The organism is Streptomyces beihaiensis (assembly GCF_026274175.1).
GTDB classification, from domain to species: Bacteria; Actinomycetota; Actinomycetes; order Streptomycetales; family Streptomycetaceae; genus Streptomyces; species Streptomyces beihaiensis.
This window is the reverse complement of record NZ_JAPHNL010000079.1, coordinates 63,107-73,508: the sequence shown is the minus strand read 5'-3', so window position 1 is coordinate 73,508 and position 10,402 is coordinate 63,107. Positions and strand designations below refer to the sequence as shown.

General features: G+C 72.4%; 11 protein-coding genes, 1 tRNA gene and 1 pseudogene. 8 read left to right on the top strand and 5 right to left on the bottom strand.

The features are described from left to right. The first annotated feature begins 102 nt into the window (after positions 1–102). Entirely contained in the window at positions 103–636 is a 534-nt protein-coding gene (locus OFY01_RS09720; protein ID WP_266598314.1) for a GNAT family N-acetyltransferase, read from the top strand. On the opposite strand, the gene OFY01_RS09715 is transcribed toward OFY01_RS09720, so the two are convergent. Next, the gene (locus OFY01_RS09715; RefSeq protein ID WP_266598321.1) at positions 626–2,611 is read right to left on the bottom strand and encodes an MFS transporter; all 1,986 of its coding nucleotides are present in this window, start codon (positions 2,609–2,611) and stop codon (positions 626–628) included. The genes OFY01_RS09720 and OFY01_RS09715 overlap by 11 nt on opposite strands. Positions 2,612–2,886: 275 nt before the next feature. Beyond that, positions 2,887–3,555 carry an HAD-IA family hydrolase gene (locus OFY01_RS09710; protein WP_266598312.1) on the bottom strand — a complete coding sequence of 223 codons (669 nt, stop codon included), beginning with the start codon at positions 3,553–3,555 and terminating at the stop codon, positions 2,887–2,889. Between the two features lie 509 nt (positions 3,556–4,064). Between OFY01_RS09710 and OFY01_RS09705 the strand changes: the two genes are divergently transcribed. The 3 genes and pseudogenes from OFY01_RS09705 (at position 4,065) to OFY01_RS09695 (ending at position 5,639) form a co-directional block, all read left to right on the top strand. Next, positions 4,065–4,601: a hypothetical protein gene (locus tag OFY01_RS09705; RefSeq protein ID WP_266598310.1), complete on the top strand. Its 537-nt coding sequence runs from the start codon at positions 4,065–4,067 to the stop codon at positions 4,599–4,601. 56 nt (positions 4,602–4,657) lie between these two features. Further along, a pseudogene (locus OFY01_RS09700) lies at positions 4,658–5,011 on the top strand (FAD/NAD(P)-binding protein); the annotation flags it as partial. A gap of 163 nt (positions 5,012–5,174) precedes the next feature. Further along, the gene (locus tag OFY01_RS09695) at positions 5,175–5,639 is read left to right on the top strand and encodes a DoxX family protein (RefSeq protein ID WP_266598308.1); all 465 of its coding nucleotides are present in this window, start codon (positions 5,175–5,177) and stop codon (positions 5,637–5,639) included. Positions 5,640–5,662: 23 nt separating this feature from the next. Here OFY01_RS09695 and OFY01_RS09690 read toward each other — a convergent pair whose 3' ends face one another. Further along, positions 5,663–6,205: a superoxide dismutase family protein gene (locus OFY01_RS09690; RefSeq protein WP_266598306.1), complete on the bottom strand. Its 543-nt coding sequence runs from the start codon at positions 6,203–6,205 to the stop codon at positions 5,663–5,665. A gap of 389 nt (positions 6,206–6,594) precedes the next feature. Between OFY01_RS09690 and OFY01_RS09685 the strand changes: the two genes are divergently transcribed. After that, positions 6,595–7,230, top strand: a complete 636-nt coding sequence (locus tag OFY01_RS09685; protein WP_266598319.1) for a DedA family protein — start codon at positions 6,595–6,597, stop codon at positions 7,228–7,230. Here the strand turns inward: OFY01_RS09685 and OFY01_RS09680 are convergent. Continuing rightward, positions 7,218–7,451, bottom strand: coding sequence for a DUF2277 domain-containing protein (locus OFY01_RS09680; protein WP_266598304.1), 234 nt, complete (start codon positions 7,449–7,451; stop codon positions 7,218–7,220). The genes OFY01_RS09685 and OFY01_RS09680 overlap by 13 nt on opposite strands. A 101-nt stretch (positions 7,452–7,552) precedes the next feature. On the opposite strand from OFY01_RS09680, the gene OFY01_RS09675 reads away from it, so the two are divergent. Further along, positions 7,553–7,942 (top strand): hypothetical protein, encoded by a 390-nt coding sequence (locus OFY01_RS09675; protein ID WP_266598302.1) that lies wholly within the window; start codon positions 7,553–7,555, stop codon positions 7,940–7,942. Between the two features lie 58 nt (positions 7,943–8,000). On the opposite strand, the gene OFY01_RS09670 is transcribed toward OFY01_RS09675, so the two are convergent. Further along, positions 8,001–8,072, bottom strand: a tRNA-Val gene (locus tag OFY01_RS09670). 305 nt (positions 8,073–8,377) lie between these two features. Between OFY01_RS09670 and OFY01_RS09665 the strand changes: the two genes are divergently transcribed. Further along, the gene (locus OFY01_RS09665; protein WP_266598318.1) at positions 8,378–9,784 is read left to right on the top strand and encodes a coiled-coil domain-containing protein; all 1,407 of its coding nucleotides are present in this window, start codon (positions 8,378–8,380) and stop codon (positions 9,782–9,784) included. A 96-nt stretch (positions 9,785–9,880) separates the two neighbouring features. Continuing rightward, positions 9,881–10,402 carry a DUF4383 domain-containing protein gene (locus tag OFY01_RS09660; RefSeq protein ID WP_266598301.1) on the top strand — a complete coding sequence of 174 codons (522 nt, stop codon included), beginning with the start codon at positions 9,881–9,883 and terminating at the stop codon, positions 10,400–10,402.

Genomic DNA, 10,402 nt, shown 5'->3' with positions numbered 1-10,402 from the left:
TCGGGCGCGCCCGGCCACGCCGTCTGACCCACGCGCACGCGGCCGGGCCCGGCCGGCCCGTCCGGTTGCGGAGGACGATCCCGTCGGGGGCACAATCTCCGCATGCCCTCGCACACGCTCTGGACCGTCACCCCGGAACCGTACGACTCGGCCGTCGCGGCCGCGCTGTGGCGCGCGTACTACACGGAGGTCAGCGACCGCTGGTACCTGCGGCACGAGGGGCGCAGCACGGATCCGGAGGAGCTGGAGCGTGAGGTCGCGGCGGGTGCCCACGAGGAACTCGCCCCGCCGCGCGGGCAGTTGCTCGTCGGCCGGTACGCGGGCGAACCCGCGGGGACGGCCGGGGTGCGGATGGCCGACACCGCAACGGCCGAACTCACGCGCGTCTTCGTCCGCGAGGACCTGCGCGGCACCGGCGGCGCCGCACTCCTCGTGAGCGCCGCCGAGGCCGCCGCGCGGGACCTGGGGGCGACCGTGATCCGGCTCGACACGCGTAGCGACCTGGTGGAGGCGCGGGCGCTGTACGCGCGGCTCGGCTACCGGGAGACGGCGCCGCACAACGACGAGATGTACGCCGAGCACTGGTTCGCGAAGGACCTGGCCGCTCCGACCGCCGCGTCAACCGCTACCGGGTGAGCGGGGCCCGGGCGGCCGCCGAGCCGTCGTGGGGGCGTTCCGCGTCCGAGCCGCACAGTTCAAGGTTGAGCTCGTGCACGAGGCGGATCAGGTCGCGGGGGCGGTCGGGGCCCCACCAGTCGCCGAGGAGCTGCGCGAGGGACGCCTCGCGGGCCGCGCTCAGCCGTTCGGCGACCTCGCGCCCCTCGTCGGTGAGGGTCAGTTCGAGGCCCTCGCGGACGGCCAGGTGCCGCTCCTCCACCTGCCGTGCCGCCGCCAGGATCACGGGCAGCGGCACGGCCGTGTACTCGGCGAGCTTGGCGGGTTCGGCCCAGCCCTGCCGGTAGGTGCGCAGGATCAGCCAACTCGCCGCGGGCAGCAGGTCGTAGCCCGCCTGCTCGGTGATCTTCTCGTAGACGTGCCGGCGCCCCTCGCGTGTGCCGAGCGCCGACAGGGCGCGCGCGGCCTCGTCGTACGACGACCGCTGGACCGGGTTGCTGGCCAGGGTCTCCGTGGCGTCGGGAGCGGTGACCGATCCGCGCAACGGGTCCTCGCGCAGCACCAGCGAGAGGAGGAACGCGACCAGCGCGACCGGCACCGCGTACAGGAACACGTCCGTGATGGCGGAGGCGTACGCGTGCACGACCGGGCCGCGCAGCGTCGACGGCAGCCGGGAGATGCCGCGCGGGTCGGAGCCGAGCGAGCCGGGGCTCACACCGGGCGGCAGCGGCTGCCCGGCGAGCGCGTCGGTCAGCTTGGTGGCCAGCCGGTCGGCGAAGATCGTGCCGAAGATCGCGACGCCGAAGGACGCGCCGATGGAGCGGAAGAACGTCGCTCCGGACGTGGCCACGCCGAGATCCTCGTACGGGACGGCGTTCTGCACGATGAGGACGAGCACCTGCATGACGAGGCCGAGCCCGGCGCCGAAGACGAAGAAGTAGGCGCTCATCTCGCCGGTCGAGCTGGTCTCGTCCAGGTTGTGCAGGAGCAGCAGGCCGATCGCCGTGACGGCGGTGCCGACGACGGGGAAGACCTTCCAGCGTCCGGTGCGGCTGACGACCTGCCCGGAGCCGGTGCTCGACAGCAGGAGACCGGCCACCATCGGCAGCATGTAGACGCCCGACATGGTCGGCGTGACGCCGTGCGCGACCTGGAGGAACGTGGGCAGGTACGTCATCGCGCCGAACATCGCGAAGCCGACGACGAAGCTGATGACGGCGGTGAGCGTGAACGTCCGCACCCGGAAGAGCCGCATCGGGAGCACCGGTTCGGCAGCCCGCGACTCCACGAGGACGAAGACCACACCGAGCACGACGCCGAGGACCGCGAGCAGCACGATCTGCGGCGACCCCCACGCCCACGTCGTCCCGCCGAGCGAGGCGACGAGCACCAGGCAGGTGGCGACGGACGCGACGAGGAACGTGCCGAGATAGTCGATGCGGTGCTTGGCCGAGCGCACCGGGATGTGCAGCGCGGCGGCGATGACGGCGAGCGCGACGACGCCGATCGGCAGATTGACGTAGAAGACCCAGCGCCAGCTCAGATGCTGGGTGAACAGGCCGCCGAGCAACGGCCCGAGCACGCTGGTCGCGCCGAACACGGCACCGAACAGCCCCTGGTACTTGCCGCGTTCGCGCGGCGGCACCAGATCGCCGACGATCGCCATGGACAGCACCATCAGGCCGCCGCCACCCAGGCCCTGCACCGCGCGGAAACCGATCAGCTGCCCCATGTTCTGCGCGACACCGCACAGCGCCGAGCCGACCAGGAAGATGACGATGGCGAGCTGGAAGAGCTTCTTGCGCCCGTACTGGTCACCGAGTTTGCCCCAGAGCGGGGTGGCAGCCGTGGCGGCGAGCATGTACGCGGTGACGACCCAGGAGAGGTGTTCGAGGCCGCCGAGGTCGCTGACGATGGTAGGCAGCGCGGTGGAGACGATGGTCTGGTCGAGCGCGGCGAGCAGCATGCCCAGCAGCAGCGCCCCGATGGAGACCATGACCCCGCCGGCCCTGTCGGCCCCGCCGGCCGTGCCGCCCCTGACGTCCCTGCCGCCCTCGGCCCCTTCCCCCGCTCCCACGACCCGGTTGCTCATGGCCACCTCCACGCGCCCGCACGGCCGACGCTGCCGAGGGGGCACCACTTCCCATCCTGCCGGGGCCGCCCCGCTTTGGCCTGTTGAGCCCCTACGGGGCCGGGAGCCCCAGGGTGGGACGGGGACGGGGACCGGGGCGGAGACGGGGGCGGAGACGAGCGGGAGGACCGGACGACCGGTCACGCAAAGGTCAGCCGGATTCCCCGGTCGCCGTCCGCGGCGACGGACACCGCGCTGAGATCCGCCACGTGCACGGTGGGCTCATGGGCCCCGGCGCGAGGCCCGACCCCGACCACCCGCATACCCGCCGCGCGCCCCGCCGCGATCCCCGCCTCCGAGTCCTCGAACACGACACAGTCCGCCGGGTCGACGCCCAGTTCGGCCGCGCCCTTGAGGAATCCCTCGGGATCGGGCTTGCTCGCGCTCACGCTCTCCGCGGTCACCCGCACCAGCGGATACGGCAGCCCGGCGGCCGCCATCCGCCCGGTGGACAGCCCCACGTCCGCCGAGGTGACCAACGCGTGCGGCAGCCCTCCGGAGACGAGCGCGTCGAGGAACTCGGCGGCCCCGGGCACCGGCACGACCCCGTCCATGTCGGAGGTCTCCTCCGCGAGCATGCGCGCGTTGTCCGCGTGGTTCTCCTCCATGGGGCGCTCGGGCAGCAGCACCGCCATCGACGCGTACCCCTGGCGGCCGTGGACGACCTTCATGACCTCGTCGCCGTCGAGGTGGTGCGTGGCGGCCCAGCGGCGCCAGCACCGCTCCACCACGGCATCGGAGTTGACGAGCGTCCCGTCCATGTCGAGGAGCAGGGCGCGCGCGAAGAGAACGGTGGGCGTGGCCGTCATGGGGCGGACTCCAGGGAGCGGAGGTGTCGGAGAACAGGAACGTCGCGAGAACAAGGCGGCCCCGCCCGCCGGTCAGGGTGAGCGGACGGGAGCCACTTTGTTTCTCAACGATACAAAACAGATGCCACCGATCGCCACCCGCCCCCTTGCCCGCACACCTCTTTGACGCGACCCTGTCACGTGAGGCACACCTCCCGGTAACCCCGCAGGGCCAGGATGGTCGGCGGCCGACCGGGCAACTCCCCGGCGAACAGGGGGAGTAGCACGCGCATCACGCAGGCGCACCTCACGCACCTCACGCACCACAGGCATTCGCACCCCTCACGTTCTACGCGCGTCGAACACGCCCGGGCAAGGGTGTGTCATGCCCACGTAAATGCACACACGCGCACCGCCGGGCGCGCGCAGGCGAACGCCCACGCCCACGCCCACAAGCACACGCACACGCACACGCACACGCACACGCACACGCACACGCACACGCACCCCTCACCGACGGAGGCCCCCACATGCGCCCCATCTCCCGCACCTCGACCGCCACCGCGGCCGCCCTCGCCCTCGCCCTCGCGGTCAGCGGCCTCGTCGTCGGCGTCGGCGCCGGCACGGCACAGGCCAGCACCTGCTCCCGGTCCTACCTGCCGTTGCAGGATCCTTCCTGCACGCCGGGCGTCTACAACCCGGACGTCACCCAGTCCACGATCGACAGCACGATATGCGTCTCCGGCTGGACCTCCACCGTGCGCCCGCCGACGTCGTACACGAACCCGCTCAAGGTGCAGGGCATAGCCGACTACGGCTACTCCGACACGGACACCTCCGACTACGAGGAGGACCACCTGGTCCCGCTCGAACTCGGCGGCTCCCCGCGGGACCCGGGCAACCTGTGGCCCGAGCCGCGCTACGGCTCGCCCACCGCGTACACCAAGGACGGCGTCGAGACGAGGCTCAAGAACGCCGTGTGCGACGGCCGTATCACGCTCTTTGCCGCCCGCTCGGCCATCCGCACGAACTGGACCACCGCACTGGAGGTCACCGGGATCGGCTGAGCCCGGACCAGTCCGGGGGGAGGCGTGAGCCGGACCGCGCGGCCGGACCGCGCGTCCGGCTGCCGGAGCCCGATCCGCGGCGCGCCGCGGACAAACCGCTCGCGCACCTCCTCGCCACCGGGCGGCGGCGTCCGCACACGGTCGACGGCCACGAGACGGGGGGGCTGGACGCGAGGCCGCGCCCCTGTCACCTGATCAACCGTCAAGGACGTTCACACGCAAGGTGGTTCGCGGTCGGGGTGCCCACGAAGGGAGTGCACTGGGTGACGGCCGCGGGGGCACGACCCGGTGTCGACTCGGTGACGCTCTCGGACGCCGACGCGGTGACCCGCGCGGCCCCGCGTTCCGCCACGCACCCGGCGCCGGAGGCCCACAAAAGGCTGAAAGTTGAACTTGCAAGCATTGATTAGGTCTGCCTAACCTAGGATCCGCATCGGTGGCGCGGCGGCAGCGACGGCGCCCGCCCCATCGGTGAGTTCAGCGAGCCGTTCCTCGCTCGAAATCCCGAACCGTTCCGGTCGAACGGAACAACGTCCCCATCGACCGAACCCCACCGACCGAAGGAGTCCCCACATGACCGGTCGCCTCAACAACGCCCAGCCGTACGCCCTCGGCCTGTTCCGCGTCGTCGTCGGCCTGCTCTTCGCCTGCCACGGCGCCGCGTCCCTGTTCGGCGTCCTCGGCGGCGCCGTGGGCGGCGGCACCGTCGCCACCGGCACCTGGCCCGGCTGGTACGCGGCCGTCATCGAGCTCGTCGGCGGGGGCCTGGTGCTGCTCGGCCTCGGCACGCGCGCCGCCGCCCTGATCGCCTCCGGCTCGATGGCCTACGCGTACTTCAAGGTCCACCAGCCGGGCGGCCTGTGGCCGATACAGAACGGCGGCGAGGCCGCGGCGATGTTCTGCTGGACCATGCTGCTGCTGGTCTTCACCGGCTCCGGCGCGTTCGGCCTCGACCGGCTCTTCGCCGGGCGGCGCGGCGCGCAGGACGCCGACGCACCGGCATCACAGGACCGCGACCGCGCGGCCGCGGCGGCCTGACAGCGCCGCCACCGCTCGTCAGGTCAGGGCTGCGCCACGAACGGCACGGTGAAGCACGCGATCCGCTTCCCCTCCGTGCCGGGCGCGTCGTGGATCACCACCGACCCCGCCTCGCCGGGGCGCAGCCCCCACGCCTTGTGCACGCTCGCCGCACCGCGCCCGGAGCCGTCGGTGGTGAAGTCGAGCCACACCTCGTTCGCGGCGTTCTCCTGCTCCGGGTCGACGACGTGCTGGAAGTGCCCGCCGGCGGCCCGCGGATCGGCCCCACAGGGCTTCTGGTGGACGTGAGCGCCGAAGGCGTGTCCGGGCGCGAGGCCGTCGACGCTCAGGCTCACCGTCATGCCGCGGCCCGTGCCGCCGCGCTGGGAGACCTCGATCGCGGCCGCCGCCGGTACCAGTTGCTGGTCGTACGTGAGCGCGGACGACGCGATGAAGGCGGTGGGCGGCGAGAAGCGCGCCGCGGTCCGCACCCCGTAGACGTCCGTTCCGGCGTCGGCCACCGCTCCACCGCCCGCCACGACGAGCACGGCGCCGGCGAGCACACCGCCGACAGCCCCTCGAACCATCCGCACGCGTCCCGTTTCCGCTCCCATTCCCACTCCCATTCCCAGTCCCGTCCCGGTCCCGTTCCCAGTCCCGTTCTCAGCCACGGCCCGGTCCCGGCCCGGTCCCGTTCCGACGGCGAGATCCGTCCCTTACGCGGTCCAGTACGTCACCACCGCGGGCCGATACGCGGGATGCGCGCCGCCCGACGGTGCGTCACGCATGGCGGACGGGTGAACGTGAGATAAGGAACATCAACGCCCCTTGCGTCACTTGAGCCACAGCCGAGGCGTACGCTGTACAGCTGTCTGAAGCCGCTCGTGCCCGTAGGGACCTGAAGGGAACGGTCGGAGGGACCGGCCGGGGAGACCGGTCGGAGGGATCGGCCAGTCGTACGGGGAGTTGACGCGTGGTGTCGCTGAGTGTGGCCGCACTGGCCGACAGTCCATGGATCTGTGCCATCGTGGCGCTCTCGGTCCTCGCCGACGTCTTCGTCCCGGTCCTGCCCAGCGGCGTCCTGGTGGTCACCGCGGCCACGGCCACGGCGGCCGGTTCCGGCGCCGCGACCGGTACGGTCCCGCACAGCGCCTCCGATCTGGTCGCGCTCGCGCTGAGCGCCGCGACCGCCTCGGTCCTCGGCGACCTGGTCGCCTACCGTGTGGCCTGGCGCGGCGGCGCCCGCCTCGACCGCGCCATCGCCCGCTCGCGCCGCCTCACCACCGCGCAGGAACGTCTCGGCGGGGCGCTCGCCCGGTCCGGCGGCGGCCTGCTCGTGATCATCGCGCGGTTCGCCCCGGCGGGCCGCTCGATCGTCTCCTTCACGGCCGGCACGGCGCACCGCAGGATCCGCGAGTTCCTGCCCTGGTCGGCGCTGGCGGGCGTGGCCTGGGCCGCGTACAGCGTGGCGCTCGGCTACGTCGGCGCCCAGTGGCTCGGCGCGACCTGGCTCTCCACGGTCGTCTCCCTCCTCGCCCTCGTCGGCGCGGGGGTCGTGGCGGCGTACGTGATACGGCGCCCGGCCGCGGAGGCCCGCGCTCAGGAGGCGTGAGCGGCGCGCCCGGAGCCGCGCACCTCGATCCCGTCGAGCAGGTCGGCGGTGGCGCGGGCGATGTCCTCGACGGCCCGCTCGAACACCTCGCGGTTGTGCGCGGCGGGCGCCCGGAACCCGGACACCTTCCGCACGTACTGCAGGGCGGCGGCCCGGATCTCGTCCTCGGTGGCCTTCTCCGGGAGCGCGGGCGGGCGGAGCGTCTTGATGCTGCGGCACATACGTCCAGTGTCGCGTGCGCACACCCGTTCCCGTACACACATTCGGATGAACTCCCCGAAGTTGCTCGCACCTCAAAATCGAACAGACGTACCATTGCCGGGTGGCAGCGACCGAAGATTTCGAGTTCCCGAGCGACCTCCTCGCCGGCCAGGAGGAACTGCACCAGGTGCGGGCCGAACTGCTTGCCCTGCTCAAGCGCCTCCCGTGGTCGGTCGACCCGCGCGACGCCGTCAGCGACACCCAGGGCTGGCGCGCCCTCGAACGGCCCGCGTCCCCCGGCTGGAGCGACGACGAACAGGCCGAGGTCGAAAAACTCCGCCGCCGCGAGCTGGAGCTGGCCGTCTTCGTGACGTGCCACCGCTACTGGTCCGACCTCCCCGGCCCGGACGCGGTGCGAGCCCGTGCCCGCCTCAAGCACATGCACGACACGGGCACGGGCACGGGCGCGGACGCGGGCGCGGGCGCGGAAGGACCTCAGACGTCGGGGTGACGGACGGCAAAAGCCCCCCGCCGATCTCGGCGAGGGGCTCACTGCTGGTCAGAAACGGTGGGCGCGGACGGTTTCGAACCGCCGACATCCTGCTTGTAAGGCAGGCGCTCTACCCCTGAGCTACGCACCCGTACGCCCCGGTGTTCGACCAGGACGAGCCGACAGCCTACCCTGCCGCTCCCCGTGCACCGCAAACCCGCGACGGGCGGGGCGGCCGCAGCGGCTTCGCGCCGACGACGGAAAGATCACGCTTCGAACAGCGAACTGACCGGCCCGTGTGTTCGTCTTCGACCGGTGGAAGAATGGACGCCGGGCAGGAGCGGTCAGGTCCGACGACGGCGAAGACGACACGGCAGCGCGGGAGAGACTTTGGTGACGGCGAAGGGGAAGCGCCCCGCTGGGGCGTGCGGCCGTGCCGAGCAGCGGCTCCGCCGCCTGGCGCGACTCACCGCGCACGGCCCGCGTCGGCCGCGGGGGCCCGCCGTCACGAGCGCGAGCACGCCGGCGCACCGGGGCCCGGTCCGTGACGTCCTGACTCTCGTCCTCCTCCCGCTTCCGCTGCTCGCCGCGACGCTCAGCTCCTCGTTCTCCGCCGGAGGCAACGGCACGCGCCGCTGGTTCGGCGGTGGCCGCGCCGAGTCGCAGCGCGCCCAGGCGCAGGCAGCCAAGGACGACGCGGCCGCCGCGTTCTACGAGCTCGACACGGCCCAGCGCGACCTGCGTATCTCCATCGAGACCATCACCGCGGTCGACGACTCACCGGCGGCCCGCCGCACCGTCGCGGACTTCGAGCAGTTGGGCCGCCGTATCGACGAGGTCAGCGGGCGTTACATCACCGCGGTCGACGCGCACGACCTCGACCGCGACGATCTGGACGCGAGCGCCGCGTCGCGCGCGCGTGCCGAACTGACGCAGGCCAGGGACGAGTTGACCAGGACCAAGCAGGACCTGGACCGGTTCGCGCAGAACCTCGGCCCGCTGCTCGGCAAGGCGGAGACCCAACTGGCGCGCCTCGCCCCGGCGGTGGAGCGCGCCCGCCAGGCACTTCTCGCGGCGACGAACGCCCTCGACGCCGTACGTCAGGCCGGGCTGAAGGCCGACGACCTCGCCGGCCGCCTCGCCGCCCTCGGCCCCGAGCTGACCCGGCTCAACCAGGGCGCGGGGCAGCACGGCGTGCAAGAGACGCTGGAGCGGGCCGAGCGGGTCGCGCGGGACGCCGAGGCGGTACGGGCCGAGGCCGAGCGGCTTCCGGAGCGGGCCGCCGAGATCGACCGCAGGCTCGTCTCGCTGCGCACCCGCACCCAGGCGCTGCGGACGCGCGCGGGGCAGGTCGAGCCGGTCCTGAGCGAGCTGCGGCGCCGGTTCGCGGCCGCCTGCTGGCAGGACCTGCAGCACGTTCCGGAGCAGGCCGAACAGAACGCGCGGCAGGCGGAGGCCAAGCTCACCGAGGCCCGCGCGGCGCGCGACGCCCAGCGCTGGCCGGACGCGACGTCGCTGCTCTCCACGGTCCGGGCGCTGCTCAACACCACCGACGAGTCGGTGTCCGCCGCCTCCGACCGGCTGCGGCGGCTCGACGCCGTGGCCAAGGACCCGCAGCAGGAGATCGACCGCACCCGGTTCGCCATCCGTGACGCTCAGCGTCTGGCCATGGCGGGCCGCACCACGCCCGAGCCCCGCCACGCCCGTCCGCTGGACGACTCCGTGGGCCGCCTCGACCGGGCCGTCGCGGGCCTCCAGGGACGCCACCCCGACTACTGGCACTTCCTGACCGAGACGGAGGCCGTACGGGAGACGGCGGCCCAGGTCGTCGCCCGTATCCGCGAGGAGCGCGGCGGGGCCTGAGGACCGAGCGCCGTTTGGCGTCGGGGGCGCGGGTACCTGATAGTTGCAGTAGGGAAGAACACCGCCTCGCGTACGGACAAGGAGGCGAAGCTCACCATGTCCACGCACGCACTCCACCCGAGCCCCCGAGGGTCCGACCGCCCCCGCAGGCGCGTCAGGCTCGACGAGCATCTGCCCGTCGATCACAAGCTGAGCAAGGTCTACCGCACCGGTGCGGGTCTGATGGGACTCGTACTCCTCGCGTTCGGCATCCTGGGCCTCATCGACAAGATCGGCTTCTTCGACACGGGTGGTGACACGGTCGCGGGCCTGAACACCAACGGCGCGCTGAGCGTGCTGTCCATCTGTGTGGGGGTGCTGCTCTTCGTCGGCATGCTGATCGGCGGAAACTTCGCGTCGACGCTCAACATGGTCCTGGGTGTCCTGTTCATCCTGAGCGGCATGGTGAACCTGGCCCTGCTGAACACGACCCACAACTTCCTGGCGTTCCACATCCAGAACGTCCTGTTCAGCTTCGTCTACGGGGTGGTGCTGATGGTCTTCGGCATGTACGGCCGGGTGAGCGGCCATCTCCCCTTCGACAACCCGTACTGGCAGGCTCGCCACCCAGAGAAGTGA

Bases quoted from the DNA above. Each gene is read 5' to 3' on its own strand.
- OFY01_RS09720 (WP_266598314.1), top strand. From the start codon at position 103: ATGCCCTCGCACACGCTCTGGACCGTCACCCCGGAACCGTACGACTCG.
- OFY01_RS09715 (WP_266598321.1), bottom strand. From the start codon at position 2,611: ATGGTCTCCATCGGGGCGCTGCTGCTGGGCATGCTGCTCGCCGCGCTC.
- OFY01_RS09710 (WP_266598312.1), bottom strand. From the start codon at position 3,555: ATGACGGCCACGCCCACCGTTCTCTTCGCGCGCGCCCTGCTCCTCGAC.
- OFY01_RS09705 (WP_266598310.1), top strand. From the start codon at position 4,065: ATGCGCCCCATCTCCCGCACCTCGACCGCCACCGCGGCCGCCCTCGCC.
- OFY01_RS09695 (WP_266598308.1), top strand. From the start codon at position 5,175: ATGACCGGTCGCCTCAACAACGCCCAGCCGTACGCCCTCGGCCTGTTC.
- OFY01_RS09690 (WP_266598306.1), bottom strand. From the start codon at position 6,205: ATGGTTCGAGGGGCTGTCGGCGGTGTGCTCGCCGGCGCCGTGCTCGTC.
- OFY01_RS09680 (WP_266598304.1), bottom strand. From the start codon at position 7,451: ATGTGCCGCAGCATCAAGACGCTCCGCCCGCCCGCGCTCCCGGAGAAG.
- OFY01_RS09660 (WP_266598301.1), top strand. From the start codon at position 9,881: ATGTCCACGCACGCACTCCACCCGAGCCCCCGAGGGTCCGACCGCCCC.